The organism is Methylobacterium sp. 190mf, from assembly GCF_900107945.1.
GTDB lineage: Bacteria > Pseudomonadota > Alphaproteobacteria > Rhizobiales > Beijerinckiaceae > Methylobacterium.
Genome location: NZ_FNVI01000005.1, coordinates 163,535 through 187,956, shown reverse-complemented (window position 1 = coordinate 187,956; position 24,422 = coordinate 163,535). Strand labels below are relative to the sequence as shown.

The 24,422-nt window shown below is 72.1% G+C and carries 26 protein-coding genes; 12 read left to right on the top strand and 14 right to left on the bottom strand.

The window, feature by feature from the left end; all coding sequences use genetic code 11:
• Positions 1–69 precede the first annotated feature (69 nt).
• Genes C4T42_RS07970 through C4T42_RS07955 form a run of 4 tightly spaced genes read right to left on the bottom strand, consistent with a single transcriptional unit; the run spans position 70 to position 4,451 of the window.
• Complete coding sequence (locus tag C4T42_RS07970) at positions 70–1,065, bottom strand: Gfo/Idh/MocA family oxidoreductase (RefSeq protein ID WP_020092586.1); 996 nt, start codon at positions 1,063–1,065, stop codon at positions 70–72.
• Positions 1,065–2,246 (bottom strand): methyltransferase domain-containing protein, encoded by a 1,182-nt coding sequence (locus tag C4T42_RS07965; RefSeq protein ID WP_103984970.1) that lies wholly within the window; start codon positions 2,244–2,246, stop codon positions 1,065–1,067. Before C4T42_RS07965 ends, C4T42_RS07970 begins: the two co-directional genes overlap by 1 nt.
• A gap of 44 nt (positions 2,247–2,290) precedes the next feature.
• Positions 2,291–3,220 carry a hypothetical protein gene (locus tag C4T42_RS07960; RefSeq protein WP_020092588.1) on the bottom strand — a complete coding sequence of 310 codons (930 nt, stop codon included), beginning with the start codon at positions 3,218–3,220 and terminating at the stop codon, positions 2,291–2,293.
• A 40-nt stretch (positions 3,221–3,260) separates the two neighbouring features.
• A complete protein-coding gene (locus C4T42_RS07955) occupies positions 3,261–4,451 on the bottom strand; it encodes an inositol-3-phosphate synthase (RefSeq protein ID WP_020092589.1) in 1,191 nt (396 codons plus the stop codon).
• Between the two features lie 349 nt (positions 4,452–4,800).
• Here C4T42_RS07955 and C4T42_RS07950 point away from each other — a divergent pair, with 349 nt between their 5' ends.
• The 7 genes from C4T42_RS07950 to C4T42_RS07920 all read left to right on the top strand — a co-directional run bounded on the left by C4T42_RS07950 (position 4,801) and on the right by C4T42_RS07920 (position 11,181).
• Complete coding sequence (locus C4T42_RS07950; protein ID WP_103984985.1) at positions 4,801–6,057, top strand: transglycosylase SLT domain-containing protein; 1,257 nt, start codon at positions 4,801–4,803, stop codon at positions 6,055–6,057.
• A gap of 294 nt (positions 6,058–6,351) precedes the next feature.
• Positions 6,352–6,588: a hypothetical protein gene (locus tag C4T42_RS07945; RefSeq protein WP_020092591.1), complete on the top strand. Its 237-nt coding sequence runs from the start codon at positions 6,352–6,354 to the stop codon at positions 6,586–6,588.
• A 141-nt stretch (positions 6,589–6,729) separates the two neighbouring features.
• Positions 6,730–7,791 (top strand): MBL fold metallo-hydrolase, encoded by a 1,062-nt coding sequence (locus tag C4T42_RS07940; protein WP_103984969.1) that lies wholly within the window; start codon positions 6,730–6,732, stop codon positions 7,789–7,791.
• Between the two features lie 153 nt (positions 7,792–7,944).
• Positions 7,945–9,564 carry an ABC transporter substrate-binding protein gene (locus tag C4T42_RS07935; protein ID WP_042675622.1) on the top strand — a complete coding sequence of 540 codons (1,620 nt, stop codon included), beginning with the start codon at positions 7,945–7,947 and terminating at the stop codon, positions 9,562–9,564.
• A 98-nt stretch (positions 9,565–9,662) separates the two neighbouring features.
• The gene (locus C4T42_RS07930) at positions 9,663–9,908 is read left to right on the top strand and encodes a hypothetical protein (RefSeq protein WP_042675621.1); all 246 of its coding nucleotides are present in this window, start codon (positions 9,663–9,665) and stop codon (positions 9,906–9,908) included.
• A 194-nt stretch (positions 9,909–10,102) separates the two neighbouring features.
• A complete protein-coding gene (locus C4T42_RS07925; RefSeq protein WP_042675620.1) occupies positions 10,103–10,516 on the top strand; it encodes a histidine kinase in 414 nt (137 codons plus the stop codon).
• A 350-nt stretch (positions 10,517–10,866) separates the two neighbouring features.
• Positions 10,867–11,181 carry a hypothetical protein gene (locus C4T42_RS07920; RefSeq protein WP_020092596.1) on the top strand — a complete coding sequence of 105 codons (315 nt, stop codon included), beginning with the start codon at positions 10,867–10,869 and terminating at the stop codon, positions 11,179–11,181.
• A gap of 58 nt (positions 11,182–11,239) precedes the next feature.
• Here the strand turns inward: C4T42_RS07920 and pcaD are convergent, their stop codons facing one another.
• Together pcaD and C4T42_RS07910 are read right to left on the bottom strand one after the other, a co-directional pair.
• Entirely contained in the window at positions 11,240–12,037 is a 798-nt protein-coding gene (pcaD, locus tag C4T42_RS07915; protein WP_020092597.1) for a 3-oxoadipate enol-lactonase, read from the bottom strand.
• An 89-nt stretch (positions 12,038–12,126) separates the two neighbouring features.
• Positions 12,127–12,399 carry a DUF2061 domain-containing protein gene (locus C4T42_RS07910; RefSeq protein ID WP_020092598.1) on the bottom strand — a complete coding sequence of 91 codons (273 nt, stop codon included), beginning with the start codon at positions 12,397–12,399 and terminating at the stop codon, positions 12,127–12,129.
• A gap of 206 nt (positions 12,400–12,605) precedes the next feature.
• On the opposite strand from C4T42_RS07910, the gene C4T42_RS07905 reads away from it, so the two are divergent.
• Positions 12,606–12,875, top strand: a complete 270-nt coding sequence (locus C4T42_RS07905; protein WP_026604840.1) for a hypothetical protein — start codon at positions 12,606–12,608, stop codon at positions 12,873–12,875.
• Here the strand turns inward: C4T42_RS07905 and C4T42_RS07900 are convergent.
• Entirely contained in the window at positions 12,862–13,242 is a 381-nt protein-coding gene (locus tag C4T42_RS07900; RefSeq protein WP_020092600.1) for a hypothetical protein, read from the bottom strand. The two genes, C4T42_RS07905 and C4T42_RS07900, sit on opposite strands and share 14 nt — an antisense overlap.
• Before the next feature lie 113 nt (positions 13,243–13,355).
• Here C4T42_RS07900 and C4T42_RS07895 point away from each other — a divergent pair, with 113 nt between their 5' ends.
• Entirely contained in the window at positions 13,356–13,784 is a 429-nt protein-coding gene (locus tag C4T42_RS07895) for a DUF1810 domain-containing protein (RefSeq protein WP_020092601.1), read from the top strand.
• Positions 13,785–13,788: 4 nt separating this feature from the next.
• Here the strand turns inward: C4T42_RS07895 and C4T42_RS07890 are convergent, their stop codons facing one another.
• Positions 13,789–16,248, bottom strand: a complete 2,460-nt coding sequence (locus C4T42_RS07890; RefSeq protein WP_103984968.1) for a PBP1A family penicillin-binding protein — start codon at positions 16,246–16,248, stop codon at positions 13,789–13,791.
• Between the two features lie 160 nt (positions 16,249–16,408).
• Positions 16,409–17,071: a DUF308 domain-containing protein gene (locus tag C4T42_RS07885; protein WP_020092603.1), complete on the bottom strand. Its 663-nt coding sequence runs from the start codon at positions 17,069–17,071 to the stop codon at positions 16,409–16,411.
• A 194-nt stretch (positions 17,072–17,265) separates the two neighbouring features.
• On the opposite strand from C4T42_RS07885, the gene C4T42_RS07880 reads away from it, so the two are divergent.
• Positions 17,266–18,543 (top strand): HlyD family secretion protein, encoded by a 1,278-nt coding sequence (locus tag C4T42_RS07880; protein WP_020092604.1) that lies wholly within the window; start codon positions 17,266–17,268, stop codon positions 18,541–18,543.
• Between the two features lie 5 nt (positions 18,544–18,548).
• Positions 18,549–20,219: a DHA2 family efflux MFS transporter permease subunit gene (locus C4T42_RS07875; protein ID WP_103984984.1), complete on the top strand. Its 1,671-nt coding sequence runs from the start codon at positions 18,549–18,551 to the stop codon at positions 20,217–20,219.
• Positions 20,220–20,285: 66 nt separating this feature from the next.
• On the opposite strand, the gene rimM is transcribed toward C4T42_RS07875, so the two are convergent.
• From rimM to C4T42_RS07850, 5 genes are read right to left on the bottom strand one after another with little or no spacing between them, the layout of a single operon-like run.
• Positions 20,286–20,981 carry a ribosome maturation factor RimM gene (gene rimM / locus C4T42_RS07870; protein ID WP_020092606.1) on the bottom strand — a complete coding sequence of 232 codons (696 nt, stop codon included), beginning with the start codon at positions 20,979–20,981 and terminating at the stop codon, positions 20,286–20,288.
• 12 nt (positions 20,982–20,993) lie between these two features.
• Positions 20,994–21,356, bottom strand: coding sequence for a 30S ribosomal protein S16 (rpsP, locus tag C4T42_RS07865; protein ID WP_020092607.1), 363 nt, complete (start codon positions 21,354–21,356; stop codon positions 20,994–20,996).
• Between the two features lie 7 nt (positions 21,357–21,363).
• Complete coding sequence (locus C4T42_RS07860) at positions 21,364–21,696, bottom strand: chorismate mutase (protein WP_012320554.1); 333 nt, start codon at positions 21,694–21,696, stop codon at positions 21,364–21,366.
• On the bottom strand, positions 21,693–23,252 hold the full coding sequence (ffh, locus tag C4T42_RS07855; protein ID WP_042675612.1) for a signal recognition particle protein: 1,560 nt from the start codon (positions 23,250–23,252) through the stop codon (positions 21,693–21,695). Before ffh ends, C4T42_RS07860 begins: the two co-directional genes overlap by 4 nt.
• 18 nt (positions 23,253–23,270) lie before the next feature.
• The gene (locus C4T42_RS07850; protein ID WP_026604841.1) at positions 23,271–23,489 is read right to left on the bottom strand and encodes a glutathione S-transferase; all 219 of its coding nucleotides are present in this window, start codon (positions 23,487–23,489) and stop codon (positions 23,271–23,273) included.
• Between the two features lie 300 nt (positions 23,490–23,789).
• On the opposite strand from C4T42_RS07850, the gene C4T42_RS07845 reads away from it, so the two are divergent.
• Positions 23,790–24,419, top strand: coding sequence for a hypothetical protein (locus tag C4T42_RS07845; RefSeq protein ID WP_020092610.1), 630 nt, complete (start codon positions 23,790–23,792; stop codon positions 24,417–24,419).
• Positions 24,420–24,422: the final 3 nt, after the last annotated feature.

The following is a 24,422-nucleotide window of genomic DNA, read 5'->3' as shown; positions in this document are numbered from 1 at the left end:
GCACCTCAGGATGAGGGCGTGGGTGGGAGATGCCGGGGTGTGGTTCCGTGGCTGCGTATCCTGTGTCCGCTACCCCTGCCCGTAGGCGCGGGCGACGAGCCGCATCGTGTGAAGGTCCCGGGACGCCGCGTACGCGGCCCGCTCCTCGGGCCGGCGCAGGGCCGAGCCGAAGGCGCGCACCTGCTCGGTGAAGGGCGAGCTGTCGGCGTCGAAGGCGAGCGGTTCCCCGCGCCCGCTGGCGCCGTCGACGAAGGTCAGCGAGCCGCCGGCCGTCTGGCCCATCGTGTTCTCGGCGACGAGCAGACCCTTCGTGCCGACCACCTCCAGGCGGCGGCGGGGCAGCGCGTCGGGGCAATTGTAGGCGACGTGCAGGCTCGCCAGTGCGCCGCTCCGCGTGCGCCCGATCAGCAGGGCGCCGTCGTCGACGGCGTAATCCTGGGCCTTGGTCTGGGTGAGGGCCGCGAGGTCGGCGATCGGCTCGCCGAGCAGGTAGTCCACGAGATCGAGCCCGTGCGGAGCGAGGTCCATCAGGGCGCCGCCGCCGGCCTGGGCGGCGTCGATCCGCCAATTGGGCTGCCCGGCCTCCGACCAGTCGCGACCGAGCCAGCAGGCGTAGACGATCCGTACGGTCGTCACGGTGCCGAGCCGGCCGGCCTCGACCTGCGCGCGGATCGTCCGGTGGGCCGGGTGGTGCCGCTGGTCGAAGGCCGTCCCGTAGAAGATCTTCTGGGAGTCGACGGCGTGCGCGATGGCTTCGGCATCCGCCAGCGTCGCCGCCATGGGCTTCTCGCACAGGATCGCCTTGCCGGCAGCGGCCAGCGCCTCGACGGCGCCGCGGTGCAGGTGGTTCGGCGTCGCCACGTAGACCGCCTCGACCGCGGGCTCGGCGATCAGGCCGGCGAGATCGGCGTGGACGCTGGCACCGGCCCGCTCGGCGGCCGCGCGGCTCTCCGGGTTCGGATCGCTGACCGCCACCAGCCGGTGTCCGGCCGCGCGGATGCCGGGCTCCATGTAGTCGCGGGCGACCCAGCCGTAACCGACGATGCCCCAGCCGACCGCGTCCATCACCACCGCTCCGGCAGGTCGACGAACTCGCGCACGCGCACGCGCTGCGTTTCCGACGCATCGAGGCTTTCGTCGAAGGTCAGCGACTCCGGTCCCGGGGAGTGCAGCGGGTACGTGGCGCGGGGGGCATACTCCGCCTCGTAGCGCTCCGAGGGCCAGCGGATGACGTAACCGCCGCCCTCGGGCACGTAGAGCGGGTTGAGCCGCAGCACGGTGCCGGGCTTCGGCAGGGTGAGGCCGTCGAGCAGGGCGCGCGGCGCCGGTCGCATCCCGGGACCGCACACCACCGAGAACGCCTCGCAGCTCCGCAGGGCGGCGGGGTCCTGCGGGCCCGGCGCCCGCGCCTCGACCAGCGCCCGGGTCAGCTCCGCGTCGTCGTAGACCAGGGCGTCGGGGAAGAACTCGGCGATCTCCTCGGCCGTCACCGCGCGTCCGGCCGCGAAGCCCGGGCAGTCGCGGTTGTGGATGTGGCTCAGCGCCAGCCAGCCGTCGTCGCCGGCGTTCTGGCGGAGGTTCTCGAGGAGCGCCGCCTTGTCGTCGAGGAAGTAGAAGGCGTCGTTGCAGACGACGAGGTCGACCGGCGCCCCAGGGATCGGCCAGTGGGGCGAGCCGGCGTCGAAGCAGACGAGCTGCGCCTTCTCGGCCACGACCCAGTGGCGCGCGACCCAGAGCTTGGCGAAGACTACGTCGGCGCCGGCGACCTTGCAGCCGCGCCGCTGCAGCTCGCGCAGGTAGTGGCCGATGCCGCAGGCGAACTCGAAGACGCAGACCGGCTCGTTCCAGTGCGCCTCCAGCAGCGACAGGCCGGCCAGGAAGGTCGGGTCGCTCCAGCGGTGCAGGAAGTAGTCGCCGACGCGGCCCCAGCCGAGGAGCTCGACCGCGTCGCGGAGGGTCGCCTCGCGGCGCGTCTTGATCAGGCGGATGATCCCGGCGGGATCGGCCGGCGGCCCGTTCCACCAATCGTCCTGATCGACCAGCAGCGCGGCCAGCGCCTCGTCGGGCTCGCCGGCGTCGAGATGGGCGAGCACCCGCTCGACCAGGGCCGCGCGGTTGATCCGCAGGTACGGGATGCCGTCGATCACGGGCCAGCGCGCGCCGGTCTCCGCGTCGCGCAGGGCGTGCGGGCCATCGGCCTTCAGCGGGTTGCCGGTGTCCGGCGATCTGAGTTCGAACGGGATCATGGTTCTCGGGGCCGCCCGGGCAGATGGGCGACCGGGTCCGGCGATCAAGGGATGCGCATGTCGGCGAGGACACGATCGTGGAAGCCCTTCACCGGGCCGGCATGGACCAGCTCCCACTCGTCGAGCACCATCCCCATCGTGGTCGAGGCCCCGCGCAGGTGCTGGGCGATCTGGAGGACGCGGTCGATGCAGTCGGCCGCGTGGAAGGCGCGGCCCTCGGCGGTGGCGTCGTCGGGCAGCACCGCCCGGGCGCGCTCGACCTGGGCTCGCAGGGGCGCGTCGAGCTCGGCGAGGGCCCACGCGGTGGTGGTGGCCATGATCGGGCCGAGATGGTCGCCGAGCAGCATCTCGCCGGTGAAGCCGGCATCCGGCATGGCGGCGTTGTGGAAGTGGTGGGCCATCGCGGCCAGGAACACGGTGCCGGGATCGGCCCGGTAGAACGGGCTGAGGCAGACCCCGTAGACCGCCACGATCAGGCAGTGCTCGGCGTGGTTCTCCGGCGGCTCCAGCAGGATCCGGGCGCGGCTGGGGCAGGTGACGCCCGCCCGCGGCTGCTGCGCCAGGGCGCCGACGAAGCCCGGCAGCGGCCCGGGCCGGCCGGCCGGACGCGGCGCGAGCCGCGCGCGCAGGCGGTCGCGGAGGTCCGGATCGAGCTCTCCGGTAACGGCGTCGAACCCCGCCACGAGCACCGCGGAGGCGGCCTCATCCGAGAGCCCCGCCGCGGTCAGGAAGGCCGCGTCGAGGTCGCAGAGGCGCGTCGCGGCCAGCGTGACGGCCGCGATGTCGAGGGCGACGTCGTCCGGCGCGGCGCCGCCGGTCAGCAGCCCCCAGCCCTGCGCGAACAGCCGCTCGGCGATCGAGCCCGTACGGCCCGCGGAGCGGACGCGCTTGAGGTCGTTCATCTCGACCAGAAGGTCGCGCAGCGCTTCCGGCGCGGCGGCGCCGGAACGGGGCGGCTCAGTCTCGCTTGGCATCGTCTCGTTCCGAAAAGCCGCCCCCTGGTTCTGACGAAGCCTAGTGCACGCCCAGCCAGTCGCGGAGCATCTGCTCCTGCTTGCCGAAGGCGTGCTCCGGACCGTGGCCGTTCTTGACCATCGGCGCCTTGAAGAAGGTCGAGAGCTGCTCCTGCACGCCGCCGTCGCCGCGCTTGCTCGCGAGATCGAGGACGCGGGCGATCTCGATGACGAGCGGCGCGGCCAGGATCGAGTCCTTGCAGAGGAAGTTCACCTTGATCTGCATCCGCTGGCCCATGAAGCCGGTGACGTCGATGTTGTCCCAGGCCTCCTTGTCGTCGCCGCGCGGGCGGTAATAGTGGATGTGTACGAGGTGGTCCTCGACAGGGTAGCCGAGGATCGAGTCGAGCACCGTGCCCTTGGTGTTGAGCTTCGACTGCAGCGAGTTCGGATCGTTCAGGGCGAGGCCGTCGCGGTTGCCAAGGATGTTGGTCGAGAACCAGCCGTCGACGTGGAGGGCGCGCGCCTTGAAGGCGGGGGCCAGCACCGTCTTCATCATGGTCTGACCGGTCTTGCCGTCCTTGCCGGCCACCGGGACGTTCAGCTCCTTGGCGAGGTCGAGGAGCGCCGGGACGTCGGCGGCGACGCTCGGGGTGAAGTTGGCGTAGGGGATGCCGCTCTTGATCGCCGCGTAGGCGTAGAGCATCGCCGGCGAGATCGCCTCGTCGCTCGAATCCAGGCCCTTCTCGAAGGCGGCGGTGGAGTTCAGGGTCGGGTCGTTGAGGTCGGGCCAGCGCTCCGTGGAGGCGAGGTTCACCACGACCACGTCGTCGAGGTTGCTCTCCTTCTGGAAGCGGCGGAGATCGTTGGCGATCACCGAGACCGCCTCGCGGTGGTCCTTGGCGACGATCCGGTTCTGACCGTCGATGTTCTTGCAGAACTTCGCGCTGCCGACCGCCGGCCAGGGCGTGATGCCCTTCAGGACCTGGGCGCCGTTCTCGATGTCGTCCTTCGAGAGCACGCCGTGCCCGCTCGCCGCGGAGGCGAGGTCGTCGCCGTTCAGGTCCCAGCCCCCGAAGACGAGGTCCTTGTAGTCGGCCATGCCGGCCACGGAGAGACCGGCGAGCGGCAGCCCGTCGAGACGGTTGGAGCCGGATTTGATCATCTCGATGCCGGCGATGGCGGTGGTGGCGACGGCGCCTCCCATGCCAACGAAGGCGACACCGACGCGGCGACCGGACTGCATGCTCATCGGAAACTAATGTCCTTGTGCGGACGCGGGTGGCGTCTTGAAGGGTCCGTCCTGGGACGGAAATTCACCCCCCCGGGGCCGTACCTAACTGGCTCGGCGGTGCTCCGTTCCAACCCGAATGCGACAACATCGCCCCGCCGTCGTCCCGCGCGCGGCCGGTCGGCCGCCGGTCGGCGGCGTTAACGGGACCCTAAGCGGGAGGGTTAACCCTTCCTTGACCGTGCCACGCTTGGATCACGGGGCCGTCCCATTCTGGTCACGGCCGGCGTCGATAGGGCCGCCGCTTCCAGAAAAAACCCGGCCGTCAGAGCCGGGCGGACGCAAGGACCGATCTAGAAGAGGACCGATGATGGGGGTTTTCCCGGAGCCGGCGCGTTGCGCCGACGACGTGAACCGACTCGTGCCGCAGACCCTGACCGGCACGGGGCATTTCGAGGATGAAGCCGTGGCGTGGCTGCTGCGGGCCGGTCGCGACGCAGGGCGCCGGTCACTTCGCCGCACCGGCCTCGGCCGGATCTCCGGGACGCTGGCCCTCGGGCTCGTCGCCGGGTTCGGCCTGCCGCAGGCCGCCTTCGCGCCCGCCTACTTCGCGCCGGCTGCCCAGGCCCACGACCGGGTCGACACCAGCCCGCGCGCCGCTCAGGAACTCGCTCAACGCGCGTTCGAGCCCGCGGTTCCCGCCGAGGCGCCCGCGGCATCGGCAGACGCACCGGCACCGGCACCGGCACCGGCGAAGGATGCCTGGAACGGCCTGCCCTTGCCGGAGCAGGAGCCCGCCACCACGGCCCTGATTCAGGACGACCTCGCGGCCCTGCCGCGGGTGACGCAGGAGCAGGACGCGGTCAAGTTCGGCGAGCGCAGCGTGCCGCGCAAGGTGGTCGACACGATCGTCAAGGCCTCTGACGAGGCCGGCGTCGATCCCGTCTACATGATGGCGCTCGCCGACAAGGAATCGAGCTTCGACACCGCGGCGAAGGCCGCGACCTCCTCGGCGCAGGGCCTGTTCCAGTTCGTTGCCCGCACCTGGCTGGAGATGATCCGCGACTACGGCGCACGCTACGGGCTCGCCGAGGAAGCCGCCGCAGTGAAGGGCCGGGGCGCCGCGATCACCGTGACGGGCAGCATGCGCGCCCGGGTGCTCGGCCTGCGCAACGACCCGCGCGTCGCCGCCCTGATGGCGGCCGAGCTGATCAAGCGCGACCGTGACCGGATCGAGGCCCGGGTCGGGCGCGCGCTCACCACGACCGAGCTGTACCTCGCCCATTTCCTCGGCACCGCGAGCGCCGGGCGCTTCCTGTCGCTCTCCTCCGAGAAGCCCGACGAGGTCGCCGGCCGCGAGTTCCGCACCGCGGCGCGGGCCAATCGCGGCCTGTTCACCGAGAAGACGGGCGGCAAGCGCCGCAGCCTGACCGTGTCCGAGCTGCACGACCGGATCGACGGCATGATCGACCGGCGGCTGACCCGCTATCAGGGCGTGGCGGCGGTCGCCGAGGCGCTCGACAGGGCGCCGGCTCAGAGCGACGTCGCCGCCACCGAGGAGACGGTTCCGGTGGCCGGCAACCGCCGCGTCGAGGTGACGGAGGCGCTGCCGCCGGACGGCGTGTGAGAACCGGATCGCGGCGCCGGCCCGCCTGAGCGGGCCGGCTCGCAGCATCGACCCGCCGGATCCGCCGGCCGGGCGGCTCTCCCGGCCGCGGCCGCCGAGGAAGACTCCCGCGCCGGGCCGCGCCGGCCCGCGGCGTCCCGAAACGCCGGGGCGGGTCGGGCGCGGCGCAGCGAGGCCGGAAGCGGCTTTCGCCCGACCGTGGAGCCGCCTCAAAGCCCGGCTTTTAAGGCACTGTTAACCATAGCAAGACCAATCCTGTCGGCAGACTACTTCTCTTAGAGATGCTTGGCGCCGATGCCCCGCTACTTCATCGACCTGCACGACGGCTCCCAGCCGATCCACGATGAGGTCGGATTCGACCTGCCGGACCTTCCGGCGGCCCGCGCCAAGGTCACCCGGATCATGTCGGCGATCGCCCGCGACATGCTGCCGGAGGTCGAGCGCCAGGATTACGTGGCCTGCGTCCGCGACGGCGTCGGCAAGGTGGTCTACCGGGCGCGCCTGTCCCTCGCTGCCGAGATGGTGGAGTGAGCCGGCGCGCTCCGGCCGCCTGATGCGTCCCTGCAGACGTCGCTGAGCGACGTCCCTGAGACGGCGCCGAAACCGCCCTGAGGCTCCCCGCCGCGCCGCGGCAGTGCTTGACCGGCCCCCGGTTCCGGCCATCTCGGACCCATGAAACGGCGCAGCCTGCTCACGGTCGCGAGTGCGGCCACGGTCATGACGCTCGGCGGCGTCGGCTACGCCGCGCACCGGCGCGGCCGGAACCCGTACTACCGCGGCCCGACCTCCGACCATTTCGACGGGTTGCGGTTCTTCCTGCCCGGTCAGTCCACCGACAAGGCGCTCCCCGACGTGCTGCGCTGGCAGGCCAAGCGGCAGCGCGAGCCCTGGCCCAAGAGCTTCCCCAGCCCCTACCTGGCCGACCGGCCGCCGGAGCGCGTCGAGGGCCTGCGGGTCGTGCTGATCGGCCACGCGAGCTACCTCGTGCAGGTCGCCGGCCGGAACATCCTGATCGACCCGGTCTTCGCCAAGCGCGCGAGCCCGGTCCGCTTCGCCGGGCCGAAGCGCGTCAACCCGCCGGGCATCGCCTTCGCCGACCTGCCGCCGATCGACGCGATCCTGGTCACCCACAACCACTACGACCATCTCGACGGGCCGAGCCTCGCCCGGCTCTGGCAGGCGCACCAGCCGCTGATCGTGGCGCCGCTGGGCAACGACACGATCCTGCGCGGCTACGACGACACGATGCATGTCGAGACCCGCGACTGGGGACAGTCGGTCGATCTCGGCGACGGGCTGCAGGTCCACCTGACGCCCGCGAACCACTGGTCGGCCCGGGGCGTCAACGACCGGCGCATGGCGCTGTGGTGCGCCTTCGTGATCACCTCGCCCCGCGGCGTGCACTACCATGTCGGCGACACCGGTTTCGGCGACGGCGCCCTCTTCTCCGACGTGCGGGCGCGGTTCGGGCCGCCGCGCCTCGCGACGCTGCCGATCGGCGCCTACGAGCCGCGCTGGTTCATGCAGGCGCAGCACGTCGACCCGGCCGAGGCGGTGAAGGTCTTCGGCCTGCTCGGCGCCGAGCAGGCGCTGGGCCACCACTGGGGCACGTTCCAGCTCACCGACGAGGGCGTCGAGCGCCCCGCCGAGGCGCTGGCGGCGGCCCTCGGCGGGGCCGGCATCCCGGCCGAGCGCTTCGTCGCCCTGAGGCCCGGCCAAGTCTGGGAGGCCTGACCCCCGGGCTGTCCGGGGGACGCCGGCGGCCATCGGGCACGATGCGTGCATCATTCTGTATGCAGCATGGGGTGGAGGCCCGGGCCGCGCCGCCGCGCGCCCGAGGGCAGGTGCCGTTCCGTGCGGCGCCCGCGCCTTCAGCCGAGAGACACGATGAACCCGATCAAGCCGACACGCCGATCCCTGATGGCCGGGGGCGTCGCCCTGGCGGCGCTCGGGGCGGCGGGCCGCGCCGGCGCGCAGGGCGCGGCCCCCGGCACCCTGACCTACGGCATCTCCATGACCGACCTGCCGCTCACGACCGGCCAGCCGGACCGGGGCGCGGGTGGCTACCAGTTCACCGGACTGACCCTCTACGATCCCCTGGTCGCCTGGGAACTCGACGTCGCCGACCGGCCGGGCAAGATGGTGCCCGGCCTCGCCACCGCCTGGGAGGCCGACCCGGCCGACCCCAAGGTCTGGACCTTCCACCTGCGGGAGGGCGTGGCCTTCCACGACGGATCGGCCTTCGATGCCGACGCGGTGATCTGGAACTTCGACAAGGTGCTGAACAAGGAGGCGCCGCATTTCGACCAGCGGCAGGCGTCCCAGGTCCGCCCGCGCCTGCCCGGCGTCGCGAGCTACCGGAAGGTCGACGCCAAGACCGTCCAGGTCGTCACCAAGACGCCCGACAGCCTGTTCCCCTACCAGATGCTCTGGTTCCTGATCTCGTCGCCGGCGCAGTACGAGAAGGTCGGGAAGGACTGGGCGAAGTTCGCCTTCGAGCCATCGGGGACCGGGCCGTTCCGGATGGGGCAGCTGGTGCCGCGGGTGCGCCTCGAGCTGCTGCCGAACATCGGCTACTGGAACCCGAAGCGGGTCCCGAAGCTCGCGAAGCTGACCCTCGCCTGCGTCCCCGAGGACCTCGCCCGGGTGAACGCGCTCCTGTCCGGCAGCGTCGACCTGATCGAGACGCCCGCGCCCGACGCGGTGCCGCGCCTGAAGGCCGCCGGCATGCGGGTCGTGGGCAACGAGACGCCCCATGTCTGGAACTACCACCTGTCGATGGTGGAGGGCTCGCCCTGGCGCGACGTGCGCCTGCGCAAGGCCGCCAACCTCGCCATCGACCGCGCGGGCGTCGTCGAGCTGATGGGCGGCCTCGCCCAGCCCGCCGTCGGTCAGGTCCAGGAGTCGAGCCCGTGGTTCGGCAAGCCGGGCTTCAAGATCCGGACCGACGTCGAGGCGGCGCGCAAGCTCGTCGAGGAGGCCGGCTACTCGGTGAAGAACCCCGTGAAGGCCACGGTCCTGATCCCGACCGGCGGCACCGGGCAGATGCTGTCGCTGCCGATCAACGAGTTCGTCCAGCAGAGCTGGGCCGAGATCGGCATCCAGGTGGCGTTCAAGACCGTGGAGCTGGAGGTGGCCTACACGGCGTGGCGCCAGGGCGCCGCGGATCCGAGCCTCAAGGGCGTCAGCGCCGGCAACATCGCCTACGTCACCTCCGACCCGTTCTACGCGATCCTGCGCTTCTACGATTCGCGGCAGATCGCGCCGAACGGCGTGAACTGGAGCCACTACCGCAACCCCGAGGTCGACGCCCTCTGCGACAAGGTGAAGGCGAGCCTCGACGTGGCCGAGCAGAACCGGCTGCTCGCGCGCATCCACGAAATCGTCGTGGACGATGCCGTGCAGGTCTGGGTCGTTCACGACACCAATCCGCACGCTCTGTCATCGCGGGTGAAGAACTACGTCCAGGCGCAGCACTGGTTTCAGGACCTGGCGACGCTGGCCTGATCAGCCCGGATCTGTGTCGGCTCCGGGAAGAACGGGAGAACATCGGGAACGATCGGCGCGAGGATGGGTTGGACCCCGAACGCACGAAGGAGAGTCCCATGAAGACCCTGCTTGCCGGCGCCGTCCTGGCCGCCTCCCTGACGAGCGTCGTCCCCGCTGCGGCGCAGCGAATCGATATCGGTCCCGACGGGCCGAGTGTCGACCTGCGCTCCCGCGCCCAGCGGGATCGCGACTTCCGCCGCGAAGAGTATCGGCGCGACCGCGCCTATGACGAGGATCGTCTCTACCGGCGCCAGCGGTTCGACGACGACCGCCCGGTGACGCGACGCGGCTACGGATACTGAATCACCGCGCGAATCGCCTGCCGGCGATTGTGCGCTCTCTTCGGGGGTCGGCTCGCGCCGGCCCCTTTTTCTATGCCGCGTCTCCGAAGCGCGACCCGGGACAGCACGCAACCCACAGGGTCGAATTTCGCACTTGCGGCACGGTGAGTCGGAGACTAGGAAGATCGAGCATTAAATTTCGGGAGCATCTGGCAATGACCTCACGTTTCATCAGTGGCTTCGCGGCGGTCACCCTCGCGGTGTGCGGCCTCTCCGCTCCGGCCGCTTTCGCCAAGCCGATGAGCGGGGCGAGCGCCGTCAAGATGATCGACACCGACAACGACGGCACCGTCGACATGAAGGAAGTGGAGGCGGTGGCCTCGGCGACCTTCGACCGTCTCGAGAAGGACGCCGACGGCACCCTCGACGCCAAGGAGCTGAAGGGCCGCCTGAGCGCCTCCGGCGTGAAGCAGGCCGATCCGGACAGCGACGGCACGCTCGACAAGAAGGAGTACCTCGCGGCCGTCGGCGAGCGCTTCAAGCTGGCCGACCCGGACAACGACGGCACCCTCGACGCCAAGGAGCTGAACTCCAAGGCCGGCAAGGCTCTCCTGGCCCTCATCAAGTAAAACCGTCCGCGCGCTCCTGATGGAGCGTGGATGAGCGAGGCCTCCGCGGTGCTGACCGCGGGGGCCTTGCTGCGTTCATGGCGACCCTGAACCTTCGCCCGGACGGGCCGATCCATGGGATCTGCACGTAAAAGTTGTGGATCGCGGCGATTGTTCTGCGGGCTCCGGCCGCTCCCGCGGCCTGCGGAACATCCGACACCCCGTCCGACACCCCGTCCGACACTCAGTACGACACCCAGTCCGGCCGCCGCCGCGGCTGCGACGCTCGACCGCTCGCCGGGCGCGATCGGAGGGAGTTGACGGTCCGCAACCTGTAGGTGCACCCTCGAGGTGGTTGAGGGACCAAGACGATGCGGAACGGCTCACCAGAGGACGACGGCAACGCGAGACGCCGCGCGAGACCGGTCGCGCTGACCGAGGGACCGCACGGCGCGGCGGCGGCGGACGGACGCGACCGGATTGCCGAGAGCCGGCCGGAGCGCGCGGACGCGGAGCCGACGGCAACGCTCGGCGATCTCGGCGACGCCCTGCTCGCGGCCTATCGGCTGGCCGAGCAGGACGGCGACGCGCTGACCGTGTCGCTGCTCGGGCAGGCGCTGCTGCGGACCGGGCGGCGCTTGGCGCGCGGGATGTCGCCCGCCGATGTCGGGATCGCCTGCCACTGAAGCGGCGCGCGGTCCCGGACGCTCGGGCGACTGACGGGACGGCGCCGCCGCGGCCCGCCTACGCGCCCGGCGCGGCGCGGTCGAGGAAGGCGCGCAGGTAGCCGCCGACCGCCTCGGCGCGCTCGACGGCGAGCAGGTGCGCCGCCCGGGGCAGCACGACGAGTTCGGCCTGGGCGATGCCGCCGCAGATCTCCTCGGCCATGGCCGGGGGCGTCGAGGGATCGTCGCGGCCGGCGATCACCAGGGTCGGCGCGGTGATGGCTCCGAGCGCCGGACGGAGATCCATGCGCCCGATCGCCCCGCAGCACACCGCGTAGCCGGCCGGATCGCAGGCCAGGAATCGCTCGCGGACAGCCCGCACCGTCTCGGGGGCGCGCTCCGCGAAACCCGGCGTGAACCAGCGCCCCAGCGTCGCCTCGACCACGGCCGCCGTCCCCTGGGCGCGCACGGTCGCGGCGCGCTCGTCCCAGCTCTGCAGGCTCGGCAGGAAGGCCGCCGTCGCCATCAGGGTGGCGCTGAGCGCGCGTCCGGGATCGGCGCTCGCCAGCGCCTGCACGGTCATCCCGCCGAGCGAGAGGCCGACGAGATGGGCGCGTCCGATGCTGAGGGCGTCCAGAAGGCCCGCGAGATCGCCGGCCAGATCCGCGATCGCGACCGGCCGGTCGCGCGTCTCCGACCCGCCGTGGCCGCGCGTGTCGTAGCGCAGCGTCCGGTAACGCCCCGTCAGCGCGGGCACCAGCGCGTCCCACATCTCCAGGGTCGCCCCCAGCGAGTTCGAGAAAGCGACGACCGGGGCGTCCTCCGGGCCCGCGAGGTGGTAGCGGAGGCCGAGTCCTCCGACGGTGATCTGCGGCATGCGGCTCTCTCCGGTTCGGGCTCTCGAGGATGTCAGGCCGCCGGGCGGCGGGGCGGAGCTGGCGGGCAACGCGGCCTCCCGGACGGATCTCAGGCGCGACCGAGGGGAATCAGGCCCCAGCCGCGCTCGTGGAGGTAGTACAGCACGGTCTTGGTCACGGTCTCGGTCGAGGCGATCGAGCCGGCGACCAGCACGCTGCCGGTGAACAGGTAGGACAGCAGCAGTGTGTCGAGGCTCCCGACGACGCGCCAGCTCACGGCCTTGGCGATCGAGCGGAGGCGGCTCTCCCCGGCCGGGGGCGCGCGCGTCCGTGCGGGCTCGGGTGCGCGGGCATCGCGGGTTGGGACGTCGTCGGCGGGCATGCGGGCTCCCTGCGGTCGATCCGAAACGCGCGCGGTGGCGCGGTCCATTATGGGGCGGCGCACCGGATGCTGCCCCGCCGGATCGCCCGGCGCGCGGATGACGATGCCGCGAGCCCCGCGCTCCGGAGGAGCGTCTTCAACATGGGTCAATGCGCCGGCGGCCGAAACGCTCGACAAGAGTGGTGCGAGCACAGCGGAGACCGGGGATGCACGAGCCTGCGATGGGCGACGCCGCGATCCAACCGGCGGAGTTCTGGGACACGGTCGGCGGCCTCGTGACCGCCAAGGTCGAGCCGGTGATCGGCCGAGCCGACAAGCAGCGTGGTCCCCTCATCGACTACCTGCGCGACCTGGAGGCCCTGGCGCGGCGCCAGTGCTCCAGCCGCGAGACGGTCCAGATCATCGCCTCGGGCCGGCGGCTCCTCGGAGACCGGAGCGAGATCGGGCCGTCGGACGGACCGTTCACCCGCGCCTGAGCCGGGCACCCGGCGGAGCCGCCCGCGCCATCCGCGACCGGACCAGATAGATCGCGGCCGCGACCGCCCAGGCCGCGCAGGTCGGCGCCACCCACTGCTGCAGATTCGGCAGGGACCAGCCGTACAGGAACTCGGCGCCGAGATGCGCCTGAACGGCGTCCCAGCCCGCGTGTTTGAGGACGTGTTCCCGCTGCCCGGCCTCGCGGCCGTAATAGTAGGTCGAGACCACGAGCGCCGCGACGCCTTCCGGTCGGGGACTGCGCAGCAGGATCAGAACGGCCGCCATTCCGGCGGTCTCGGGGATCGCCGTCAGGGCGTGGCTCATCGCCGGGTTCGCGACCATGAAGGCGACGAGCGTTGCGAGCATGGGCGGCGCTTACACCAATCCCGGCGCGGCGTCAGCGGCACTCCGGACCCGCGCCTGCATCCCCGCGGGCGCCGCGCGGTTGACGGTGCGGGACCGGAACAACGGAGCCGCGCATGAGCGACACCTACGACCTCGGCCGCTTCGTCGCCGCGCAGGAGGGCGTCTACGGGCGCGCCCTGGCGGAGTTGCAGGCCGGCGACAAGCGCAGCCACTGGATGTGGTTCATCTTCCCGCAGATCGCCGGGCTCGGCGCGAGCCCGATGGCGCAGCGCTACGCCATCGGGTCTCTCGCGGAGGCGCAGGCCTACGCGGCGCACCCGGTGCTCGGCGCGCGCCTGCGCGCCTGCACGGCGGCCGTCAACGCCGTCGCCGGGCGCTCGGCCCACGCGATCTTCGGCTCGCCCGACGATCTGAAGTTCCGCTCCAGCATGACGCTGTTCGCCCGCGCCGTGCCGGGCGAGCCGGTCTTCGCCGACGCGCTGGCGCGCTACTTCGACGGCGTCCCCGACCCGCGGACGCTGGCGAAGCTCGGGGCAGGCTAGCGCCTCACCGGCCCCACAGCCCGACCCGCTCGGCGCGCGCCTGCTCCTCCGCGCCCAGGAGGTCCGGCGGGGCGTCCTCGGAGGCGCGGGCGCCGCCCGCGGCCAGGATCAGCCCGGCGAGGTCGTCGCCCTCGATGCGGCAGCGGGCCGTGGCCCCGTCGGACAGGCCGGTGCAGACCACCTCGCGGCGGCGCAGGTAGCTGGCGAGCTGGCGGGCGAGATGGCCGCGCTCGCCGACCACGCCGAGGAGGCGCACGACCCGCCCGCGCAGGTTGAGGGTGCCGGTATCGATCACCTCCGGCACGCCGCGGACCTCGCCGGCCGCGACGGGTTCGGCCGCGGGCGCGGCGGCGGCCCGGGCCGGCTCGGCCCGCTCCGCCGAGAGGCGGGCCTTGCCCTTCGCGAGCTTCTCGGCGGCCCGCTGGACGAAGTCGTGGAAGATCCCGGCCGGCATCTCGCCGCCGAACATGCGGTTCATCGGGCTGTCGTCGTCGTTGCCGACCCAGATCCCGACCACGAGGTCGGGGGTCATGCCGACGAACCACGCGTCGCGGAAATCCTGGCTCGTGCCGGTCTTGCCGCCGATGATCTGGCCGGGCACCCGCGCGGCGCGGCCGGTGCCGGATTCCACCACCGCCTGCAGCGAGTCGAGCATCATGGTGCGCGGCTCCTGCGCCAGCATCGGGCCCGGGGCCGCGTCGGCGCGGACGTAGAGCGGCTGCGGCGCGGCCCCGCGGATCGCCTGGATGCCGTAGGACTGGAGCGGGGTGCGCCCGGACAGGACCGAGCCGTAGGCGCGGGTCATCTCCAGGAGGCTCACGGCGCCCGAGCCGAGGACGAGGCTCGGCACGTTGGGCAGGTCCGACTGGATCCCGAGCTTGCGGGCGGTGGCGATCACCGCCGGGATGCCGACATCCTGCCCGAGCTGGGCCGCCACGGTGTTGATCGACAGCGCGAAGGCGGTCCGCAGGGGCACGGGCCCCCGGTAGCGGCCGTCGTCGTTCTCGGGCTGCCAGTCGCCGATCTGGACCGGGCGGTCGACCATCACGGATTCCGGCGTGTAGCCCTTCTCGTAGGCCGTCAGGTAGGCGAGGAGCTTGAACAGGGAGCCGGGCTGGCGCTTGGCCTGGACGGCGCGGTTGAACTGGCTGTCCTCGTAGTCGCGGCCGCCGACCATGGCGAGGATCGCGCCCTCCTTCGACAGCACCACCATGGCGGCCTGGCCGACCTTGCGGCGGGCGCCGTCCTTGTCGAGGCGGCGGGCCACGACGCCCTCGGCGAGGCTCTGCAGGTCGAGGTTGAGGGTCGAGCGCACCGTCATGTCGCCGTCGGTGCCGGCGAGGCGCTTCACGTCGCCCGCGATCATGTCGAGGAAGTAGTTGGTGCCGGGCGGCGCCTCGGGGGGCGATTTCAGGGTCACGCTCTGCTTGCGCGCGGCGTCGGCCTCGGCCTGCGAGATCGCGCCGGTCTCGACCATGGCCTGGAGCACCACGTCGGCGCGCTCCTTGGCGCCCCCGAGGTTGCGGGTCGGGGCGAGCTGCGATGGCGCCCGCACCAGACCGGCCAGCATCGCCGATTCCGGCAGGTTCAGCGCCTTGGCGGGCTTGCCGAAGTAGCGCCGCGCCGCCGCGTCCGCCCCGTAGGCGCCGGCGCCGAAATACGCGGAGTCGAGGTAGCCGAGCAGGATCGCGTCCTTGCTCATGGTCGACTCGACCCGCAGCGCCAGGAAGGCTTCCTGCACCTTCCGCCAGAGCGTCTTCTCCTGGTTGAGGGAGGTCAGGCGGACATATTGCTGGGTGATGGTCGAGCCGCCCTCGCGCACGCCGCCGCCGCGGAGATTGCGCCACGCCGCCCGGGCGAGGCCGCGCAGGTCGATGCCCCAGTGGCTGTAGAAGCGGCGGTCCTCGATCGCTACGATCGCCTGGGCGAGGTGCGGCGGCAGGTCGGCCGCGGTGAGCTTCTGGCCGCGGAAGCTGCCGCGGGTGGCGAAGACCCGGCCGTCGTCGGCCTCGACGGTGATCGCCCGCTGGCCGGTCTCGACCACGGCGCCGCCCAGCCGCGGCAGGCTCACGAAGGCCGCGAACAGGTAGATCGCCAGCGCCAGGGCCGGCAGCAGGACCACCAGGGCGGCGGCGAGCAGGGCCGGGTGCCGGCGGCCGAGGATCGGCCGGGAACGCCGGTTCAGGGCGCGCGCGTCCGTCTCCTCGACGGCGGGCGGGCGCTCCGCCGGTGCCCGTCGCGCCCGCGCCGCGCGCTCCGCCGCGCGCGCCGACAGGGCCCGGCCGGTCCGCGCGAGGCCGAGCCCGGCCGCGGCAAGGAGGGTCCGGAGATGGCGCGCGAGGTCGCGCGCGGCCCGCCCGGCCTCCCGGGCGGCGAGCCGCGGGTCCGGGGCGTCGGCGGCAGGGTCCGGCTTCGGCGGTTTCGGCCCGTCGGCCGGGGCGCGTTCCGGCGCGTCGGGCGTCATCGTGGTGCGTGTTCCGGGACCGGCCGATCCGGCCGACCGAGCCTTCTAAGCCGCATCCGTCGCGGTGTCCCGCAGCCGTTGGGTCGCGGGACGGGCGGCGCGTCGATCGCGCCGCCACCGTGTGGATCGGGCCACGGGGCACGATCCGGTCCCGGCCGGCTCACCGGCCGAGCGGCGCTCCCGGACCGACGGCGCCGTGCTGGGCGCGCAGCTTGAAGGCCAGGATCAGCAGGAGGATGCCGAAGGCGAAGGTGTAGGAGCCGATCCACCACGTCAGCACCAGGGCCGACATGCCCGGGTTGATGAGCAGCGCGAGGCCGAACAGGATCGACACCACGCCGCCGAGGCCCAGCCACCAGCGCCCGTAATGGAGGTGCAGGCGGAAGGCGGCGGCGATCATCAGGCCGCCGGTGACCAGCGCCCACGCGGCGAGCAGCAGCACGAATGCCCAGACGGCCGCAGCCGGCACCAGCACCGCAGCGACGCCCACCACGATGTCGACGAGGCCCTCGACCAGCATGAAGCCCCAGCGCTCGTGGCGCTGCGCGGCCCGGACCGCGCCGACGACGGCGACGACGCCGTCGACGAGCATGTAGGCGGCGAAGAACAGGACCAGGGACAGCACGAAGGCGCCCGGCGCGATGAACGCGATCGCCCCGAACAGGACCGCGATGACGCCGCGCAGGGCGACGAGCCACCAGTTCCGCGCCAGGGCCGCACTCATGGCGTCGAGGCGCGCCGCGCCGACGAGCGGGATGCCGGTGGGGGTGGTCGCGGGGCCGGAACCGGGGCGGTTCGGCGTCGGGGATGGGCTGCTGGTCATGGCGAACTCCTGGGCCTTGAGGCCGGGAACGGCAAAGGTTCCGGGCGCAGAACGCCGCAGTGCGGCATGCGTTCCTAGGCGGGCTGATCCGCGCGTGGAACCTTGGGCCTGCGGCCGGCTTTTGCTGCCTGAGGCGGGCGATGCGACAAGCCCGGTCACCCCCGGGTGGCCGGCCCATCGGGCGACGACTTTCCATGTTCGACGATCAGCGGCACCTCTCCGAGGACGAGGCGCGCCCGCGGCCGGCCGACGGCCGGGCCGTCGCGCGCGAGCGCGACGTGCTCGATCTCAACCGCGCCGCGCCGGCCGCGGACCTCGAGACCGACCGCGAGACCGCGCGCAAGCCCGGCGCGGACGAGGCCGACGGCGCGCCCGAGGCGCAGGACGGGCAGGCCGGCGACGACGCGGCGGATTCCGACGACGACGGGGACGAGGCGCGGCGCCCGAGCGTCCTGCGGCGCCACCCGCTCGCGTTCCTGCTCGGCGGGCTCGCGGTCGTCGCGCTCTGCGTCGGCGTGTTCTTCTACTGGCTGCTCTACATGCACCCCTACGAGAGCACCGACGACGCCTTCGTCGACGCGCGCAGCATCTCGATCCAGCCGAAGGTCGGCGGCTACCTCGTGGACGTGCCGGTCACCGACAACCAGCACGTCGAGGCCGGCCAGATCCTCTTCCAGGTCTTCCAGCGCGACTACGACATCGCCCTCGACCAGGCGAAGGCGCAGGTCGCCGCCGACGAGGCCGGCATCAAGAACATCGACGCGCAGATCCAGGCGCAGTACGCCAACATCGAAGTGTCCAAGGCGCAGGTCGCCACCGCCGAGGCGGCGCTGAAGTTCGCCCAGGAGGACGCGGCCCGCTACAAGGACCTCGCCGAGCGCGGCTCCGGCTCGGTCCAGCAGTCGCAGTCGGCGACCTCGACGCTGCAGCAGCGGCAGGCGGCGGTCCAGAGCGCCAATGCCAGCGTGGTCGCCGCGCAGAAGCAGGTCGGCTCGCTCCAGGCTCAGAAGGCCTCGACCCAGGCGCAGCTCGGCCGCGACCGGGCGCAGGTCGAGCAGGCCGAGCTGAACCTCGGCTACACGACGGTCCGCGCCGTGCAGGCCGGCCGCGTCGTGCGGCTCACCGGCGGCGTCGGCCAGCTCGCCCAGGCCGGCCAGACCCTGGCGATGTTCGTGCCCGACGACATCTGGGTGACGGCGAACTTCAAGGAGACGCAGATCACCGACATGCGGCCGGGCCAGCCGGTCGACATCGAGATCGACGCGTATCCCGGCCGCAAGATCCAGGGCACGGTGGCCTCGGTGCAGCCGGGCTCGGGCACGGCCTTCAGCCTGCTGCCGGCGCAGAACGCCACCGGCAACTACGTGAAGGTGACCCAGCGCATCCCGGTCAAGATCGTGGTCAAGACCTGGCCGACGGACGTGTCGATCGGCCCGGGCATGTCGATCGTCCCGACCGTCACGGTGCGGTGAGCGCGGTGGCCGGCCGGGGGAGCGCGGCCGCGCCCGGGCGTAGGCCGGGTGCGGGCAAGGCGGCAGGCGGCAAGGCGGCAGGCGGCAGGGCCGCGTCCGGGAAGGCGCCGGGCGGCCACAATCCGTGGCTGATCGCCGGCGTGGTCGCGCTGGCGACGTTCATGGAGGTGCTCGACACCACCATCGCCAACGTGGCCCTGCGCTACATCTCGGGCGGCCTCGCGGTCGGCCCCGATGAGGCCGCCTGGGTGGTGACGAGCTATCTCGTCGCCAACGCGATCACCCTGACGGCGTCGAGCTTCCTGGCCAAGCGCTACGGCCGCAAGGCGTTCTTCATGTGGTCGGTGGCGCTGTTCACCGTCTCGTCGATCCTGTGCGGCTTCGCCTGGAGCCTGGAATCGCTGCTGCTGTTCCGGGTGATGCAGGGGCTCGGCGGCGGCGGCATGGCACCGCTCGCGCAGTCGATCCTGGCCGATTCCTTCCCGCCGGCGAAGCGCGGCCAGGCCTTCGCGCTCTACGGGGTCGCCATCGTGGTGGCACCGGTGATCGGCCCGACGCTGGGCGGCTGGCTCTCCGACAACGCCTCCTGGCACTGGTGCTTCCTGATCAACGGGCCGGTGGGCGTGATCGCCCTCGGGCTGATGTACTGGCTGATCGAGGACAGCGACGCGGCCAAGAAGGAGCGCCGCGCCCTGGTGCGCAAGGGCATCCGCTTCGACATCGTCGGCTTCGTGCTGGTCGCCCTGTTCCTCGGCTCGCTGGAGGTGATCCTCGACGAGGGCCAGCGGAAGGACTGGTTCGGCACCTCGACGCTGATGAACGTGTCCGGCGTGCTGATGGTCGTCTCGTTCATCGCCATGATCCCGTGGCTGCTGACCCGCGAGAACCCGGCCGTCGATCTCCGCCTCATCGGCAACCGGCAGTTCGGCTCGTGCTTCCTGGTGATGATGTTCACCGGAGCGATCCTGATCGCGACCACGCAGTTCATCCCGCAGATCACGCAGGAATATTACGGCTACACCGCCACCCTGTCGGGCCTCGTCCTCGGCCCGGGCGGCATCGTCACGGTGGTGATGATGTTCCTCACCGGCCGGGTCTCGTCCTACGTCCAGCCGAAATGGCTGATCGCCATCGGCATGACCATCGTGGCGCTGGGCATGTACGACCTGACGCGGATCGACGGCAGCACGACCTTCGCGTTCTTCGCGTGGTCGCGGGTCTATATCGGTATCGGCCTGCCGATGGTGTTCCTGTCGATCACCTCGGCCTCGTACGAGGGGATCCGCAAGGACCAGACCGATCAGGCCTCGGCGCTGATCAACGTCGCTCGCAACGTCGGCGGCTCGATGGGCGTCTCGCTGGCGCAGAACATCCTGGCCTACCGGAGCCAGTTCCATCAGAGCCGCCTGGTGGAGAGCGTCAACCCGGCCGCGCCAGCCTACCAGGAGACCATGCGGCAGGCGACGCAGTACTTCTCCGAGCACGGCTACGCCGGCGTCGAGGCCCAGAACCAGGCGACGGCGTGGATCGGGAGCGTGCTCAGCACGCAGGTGGCCTACTGGGCCTATATCGACGTGTTCTGGGTGCTCGGCCTCGTCGCCGCCTGCGCGGTCCCGCTGGCCCTGAGCCTGAAAAGTGTCAAGCTCGGCGGCGGGGCGCCGGCCGGGGGGCACTGAGGGCGGTCGCGGCCGGGGCACTGCCCGGACGCCGGACGCCCCGCCTGCGCGACGGGCCGGCCGCCCCTAGCCCGGATCGTCGGCGGGCTTCTCGCCCGGCGCCGCGAACAGGTCCTCCGGCGCGGCCACGGTGACGCGGCGCTGCGCCACGTCGAGGACCGGCACGAAGGCCTTCGTGAAGGGCAGGAGCGCCGTGGCGCCGCCGTTCGGCGGTCGCAGTTCCAGGAGATCGCCGCCGCCGTAATTCGGCACGGCCACGATCGTCCCGATCAGGGTCCCGGCCTCGTCCACCGCCGCGGCGCCGATCAGGTCGGCGGCGTAGACCTCGTCGTCGTCCTCGGGCGCGGACAGACGGTCGCGGGGAACGTACAGCGCCACGCGGTTGAGCGCCTCCGCGGCGCTGCGGCCCGAGACGCCCTTCACCCGGGCGATCAGCATGTCGGGCGACGGGCCGGGGGCGGGACGCACGTCGGCGAGCGTCAGCGTCCGGCCGTCGGCCGTCAGAAGGGTTCCGTAGCCGGCGATCGCCTGCGGATCGCCGGTGTAGGATTTGAGCCGGACCTCGCCGTTGAGGCCGTGCGCCCGCCCGAACTCGCCCAGCAGGACGAGGCTCGGATCGGGCGGCACGGGCAGCGGCGCCGGCCTGGGGGCCGGTGCCTTGGGCGAGGTCGCCGCGTCGGGCGCAATCTTGCCGATCGCCGAGCTCGTGCGGCCTCGGCGGCCGCCGTCGCGGGAGGTGGGACCTGCGGGGCGGCGCGCCATGACCGGTGCGCCTTACGCGGCGGCGTCCTCGGCGGGAGCGGCGGCCTTCTCGGCGCGCTTGGCGGCGCGCTCCTTGGCCTTCTCGCCCGGCTCGGCCTTCTGCGGGTTGTTGCGGGTCGGGCGCTTGGCGAGGCCGGCCTGGTCGAGGAAGCGCAGGACGCGGTCGGTCGGCTGCGCGCCCTTGGCGAGCCAGCTCTGGATCTTCTCGTTGTCGAGCACGATGCGGGCCGGATCGTCCTTGGCCTTCATCGGGTCGTAGGCGCCGACCTTGTCGATGAAGCGGCCGTCGCGCGGGGCGCGGGCGTCGGCGACGACGATGCGGTAGTAGGGGCGCTTCTTGGCGCCGCCGCGGGTGAGACGGATCTTGAGGGCCATGGTCTGACTACTTTCGCTGTTGCTCGATCTGGGACTCGTGGTCCGCCTTGATCGACTGGTGGTGCCGAATGACTTCCTTGACCACGAAGGCCAGAAACTTCTCGGCGAAGTCGGGGTCGAGCTTGGCCTCGACCGCGAGCTTGCGGAGCCGGGCGACCTGACGGGCCTCCCGGTCCGGATCGGAAGGGGGGATCCCCTTTCGGGCCTTGAGCTCGCCGACCCGCTGCGTGCAGCGGAAACGCTCGGCGAGGAGGTGGATCAGCGCCGCATCGAAATTGTCGATGCTGTCCCGCAGGCGCGCGAGTTCGGGATCGACGGCCTGGGCCGCGAGCACGCTCATTTCTTCTTCCCCGGCATGAACCCACCGAGACCCGGCAGCTTCGGACCGCCGAGGCCCGGAAGTCCGGGAAGCTTGGGCATCCCGCCCCCGCCCAGGCCCGGCGGCATCGGCGGCAGCTTGCCGCCGAACTGCTTCTCGAGCTGCGCGATCTGCTCCGGCGTCGGCTCCGGCATGCCGGGCGGGAGACCGGGCATTCCACCGCCCATCCCGCCGCCCAGGCCGAACATGGAGCCGAGCGCCTGCCCGATCCCGCGCTTGCCCTGGCCCATCGCCTTCATCATGTCGGCCATGGTCCGGTGCATCTTCAGGAGCTTGTTGATCTCCGAGACGTCGACCCCCGAGCCCGCCGCGATGCGCTTCTTGCGGCTGTTCTTGAGGAGGTCGGGGTTCTTCCGCTCCTGCGGGGTCATCGAAGAGATGATCGCCCGCTGGCGCTTGAACATCTTCTCGTCGAGGTTGGCGCCCTCGACCTGCTTCTTGATCTGGCCCATCCCGGGCAGCATGCCCATCAGGCCGCCGATGCCGCCCATCTTCTCCATCTGGGCGAGCTGCATGGACAAGTCTTCGAGGTCGAACTTGCCCTTGCGCATCTTCTCCGCGGTGCGGAGCGCCTGCTCGTGGTCGATGGTCTCGGCGGCCTTCTCGACGAGCGAGACGATGTCGCCCATGCCGAGGATGCGGTTGGCGACGCGGGCCGGGTGGAACTCCTCCAGCGCGTCGACCTTCTCGCCGACGCCGACGAGCTTGATCGGCTTGCCGGTGACGGCGCGCATCGACAGCGCCGCGCCGCCGCGGGAATCGCCGTCCATGCGGGTCAGCACGATGCCGGTGACGCCGAGCCGCTGGTCGAAGGCGCGGGCGGTGTTGACCGCGTCCTGGCCGGTGAGCGCGTCGGCGACGAGCAGCACCTCGTGGGGCCTTGTCGCGGCCTTCACCTCGGCGGCCTCGGCCATCAGGCCCTCGTCCACCGTGGTGCGGCCGGCGGTGTCGAGCATCACCACGTCGAAGCCGCCGAGGCGGGCCGCGTCCATGGCGCGCTTGGCGATCTGCACCGCCGACTGGCCGGCGATGATCGGCAGGCTCTCCACGCCGACCTGCTTGGCCAGCACCGCGAGCTGCTCCATGGCGGCCGGGCGGCGGGTGTCGAGCGAGGCGAGCAGGACCTTGCGCTTCTCGCGGTCGGAGAGGCGCCGGGCAATCTTGGCGGTGGTCGTGGTCTTGCCCGAGCCCTGCAGGCCGACCATCAGGATCGGCACCGGGGCGGGGGCGTTGAGATCGACGGTCTCGGCGTCGGTGCCGAGCATCGCCACGAGCTCGTCGTTGACGATCTTCACGACCATCTGGCCGGGCGTCACCGACTTGAGCACAACGGCGCCGACGGCCTTCTCCTTCACCCGGTCGGTGAAGCCGCGGACCACCTCGAGGGCGACGTCGGCCTCCAGCAGGGCGCGGCGCACCTCGCGCATGGCGGCGGTGACGTCGGCCTCGGTCAGGGCACCGCGACGGGTGAGCCCCGAGAGGATGCCGGAGAGGCGGTCGGACAGGCCTTCGAACATGTTCCTGACGCCCCGCCGTTACTGCTCGAGCCCGGCGCGCTCGACGCGGCGCGCCTGGAGGGCGGCCTCGAAGCCGCGCACAGCCTTGGCGAACTTGTCCCGGCAGTCCGGGTTGCAGAAGCCCACCACGGCGCCGTTGTAGAGCGTCAGCGAGTCCGCCGAGATCGGCTTGCCCGACCACGGGCAGGTCTCGTTGATCGCGTCCTCGATCTTCAACGCTTCTTGATCTCGCGTCATGCGGGTGCCTCGGCCGGCGGATCCCGTCCTCGCATATCGGCCAACGCCCATCGCGCCCGAGGGCGCGGACGCGCTGTCGGGCGTTGACCTCCGGCCTCGCGGGACCGGTCGGCTTGGCATCGGTCGATCTGCTACGGATCGGGAGGCCGGGGCGTAGCGGCAGCCGGCCGGAAAGTCAATTTTTCGGCCGGCCCGGCGCCGCGGCGGTGCCGAAACGGGCCGCCGATCGGTGTTAACTTTTACCGATCGTTAAGCATGTTGGGATTGTCTTCGGGCCATATTCGATCAGGACGCCCGCCGATGTCGGAACCCGCCCGCTCTCACTCGCCGACCGAGTCCGGCAGCTTTCCCGCGACCGGTCCGCTCCGCGACTGGCTGACGGCGATGAAGGCCCAGGCGCCGGCCGAGGCCCGCGGCGATGCCCGGCCCGAGGAGACCCTGCCCGAGGCGAAGCGGCCTCGCGGCGGGGAGACGGCGTGGTCGCCCCGCGTCGTCCCGGCCCCCGAGGCGCCGCGGGCCGCCGCCGAGGATCCCGACATCGCCGAGCTGATGGCCGAGAACCTGATGCTGAAGGCCAGGCTCCGCGTCGAGGCCGAGCGCCAGGACGAGCTGCAGACCATCCTGGCCGACGAGATCCGGACGCTCCGTGAGCATATCCGCGACGAGATCGGCTCCCTGGAGGATCTCCGGGCCGAGCAGGAGGACGTCCGCGTCGAGCGCGAGGAGTTCCGCGGCGAGCGGGAGCGCTTCCGGGCCGAGCGCGAGGAGCTGCGCGCCGAGCGCGACCGGGCGATCGCCGAGCGGGACGCCCTGCGGGCCGAGCGGCTGACCCTGGCCGGCGAGCGCGACGCCCTGCGCGAGGAGCGCGACCTGTGGCGCGCCCGGACCGAGGCGCTGGCCCAGCCGCTGTTCCAGTCCCAGCGGCGCTGAGCG

Coding starts and splice junctions, on each gene's coding strand:
- C4T42_RS07970 (WP_020092586.1), bottom strand. CDS start 1,065: ATGGACGCGGTCGGCTGGGGCATCGTCGGTTACGGCTGGGTCGCCCGC.
- C4T42_RS07965 (WP_103984970.1), bottom strand. CDS start 2,246: ATGATCCCGTTCGAACTCAGATCGCCGGACACCGGCAACCCGCTGAAG.
- C4T42_RS07960 (WP_020092588.1), bottom strand. CDS start 3,220: ATGCCAAGCGAGACTGAGCCGCCCCGTTCCGGCGCCGCCGCGCCGGAA.
- C4T42_RS07955 (WP_020092589.1), bottom strand. CDS start 4,451: ATGAGCATGCAGTCCGGTCGCCGCGTCGGTGTCGCCTTCGTTGGCATG.
- C4T42_RS07950 (WP_103984985.1), top strand. CDS start 4,801: ATGGGGGTTTTCCCGGAGCCGGCGCGTTGCGCCGACGACGTGAACCGA.
- C4T42_RS07945 (WP_020092591.1), top strand. CDS start 6,352: ATGCCCCGCTACTTCATCGACCTGCACGACGGCTCCCAGCCGATCCAC.
- C4T42_RS07940 (WP_103984969.1), top strand. CDS start 6,730: ATGAAACGGCGCAGCCTGCTCACGGTCGCGAGTGCGGCCACGGTCATG.
- C4T42_RS07935 (WP_042675622.1), top strand. CDS start 7,945: ATGAACCCGATCAAGCCGACACGCCGATCCCTGATGGCCGGGGGCGTC.
- C4T42_RS07930 (WP_042675621.1), top strand. CDS start 9,663: ATGAAGACCCTGCTTGCCGGCGCCGTCCTGGCCGCCTCCCTGACGAGC.
- C4T42_RS07925 (WP_042675620.1), top strand. CDS start 10,103: ATGACCTCACGTTTCATCAGTGGCTTCGCGGCGGTCACCCTCGCGGTG.
- C4T42_RS07920 (WP_020092596.1), top strand. CDS start 10,867: ATGCGGAACGGCTCACCAGAGGACGACGGCAACGCGAGACGCCGCGCG.
- pcaD (WP_020092597.1), bottom strand. CDS start 12,037: ATGCCGCAGATCACCGTCGGAGGACTCGGCCTCCGCTACCACCTCGCG.
- C4T42_RS07910 (WP_020092598.1), bottom strand. CDS start 12,399: ATGCCCGCCGACGACGTCCCAACCCGCGATGCCCGCGCACCCGAGCCC.
- C4T42_RS07905 (WP_026604840.1), top strand. CDS start 12,606: ATGCACGAGCCTGCGATGGGCGACGCCGCGATCCAACCGGCGGAGTTC.
- C4T42_RS07900 (WP_020092600.1), bottom strand. CDS start 13,242: ATGCTCGCAACGCTCGTCGCCTTCATGGTCGCGAACCCGGCGATGAGC.
- C4T42_RS07895 (WP_020092601.1), top strand. CDS start 13,356: ATGAGCGACACCTACGACCTCGGCCGCTTCGTCGCCGCGCAGGAGGGC.
- C4T42_RS07890 (WP_103984968.1), bottom strand. CDS start 16,248: ATGACGCCCGACGCGCCGGAACGCGCCCCGGCCGACGGGCCGAAACCG.
- C4T42_RS07885 (WP_020092603.1), bottom strand. CDS start 17,071: ATGACCAGCAGCCCATCCCCGACGCCGAACCGCCCCGGTTCCGGCCCC.
- C4T42_RS07880 (WP_020092604.1), top strand. CDS start 17,266: ATGTTCGACGATCAGCGGCACCTCTCCGAGGACGAGGCGCGCCCGCGG.
- rimM (WP_020092606.1), bottom strand. CDS start 20,981: ATGGCGCGCCGCCCCGCAGGTCCCACCTCCCGCGACGGCGGCCGCCGA.
- rpsP (WP_020092607.1), bottom strand. CDS start 21,356: ATGGCCCTCAAGATCCGTCTCACCCGCGGCGGCGCCAAGAAGCGCCCC.
- C4T42_RS07860 (WP_012320554.1), bottom strand. CDS start 21,696: ATGAGCGTGCTCGCGGCCCAGGCCGTCGATCCCGAACTCGCGCGCCTG.
- ffh (WP_042675612.1), bottom strand. CDS start 23,252: ATGTTCGAAGGCCTGTCCGACCGCCTCTCCGGCATCCTCTCGGGGCTC.
- C4T42_RS07850 (WP_026604841.1), bottom strand. CDS start 23,489: ATGACGCGAGATCAAGAAGCGTTGAAGATCGAGGACGCGATCAACGAG.
- C4T42_RS07845 (WP_020092610.1), top strand. CDS start 23,790: ATGTCGGAACCCGCCCGCTCTCACTCGCCGACCGAGTCCGGCAGCTTT.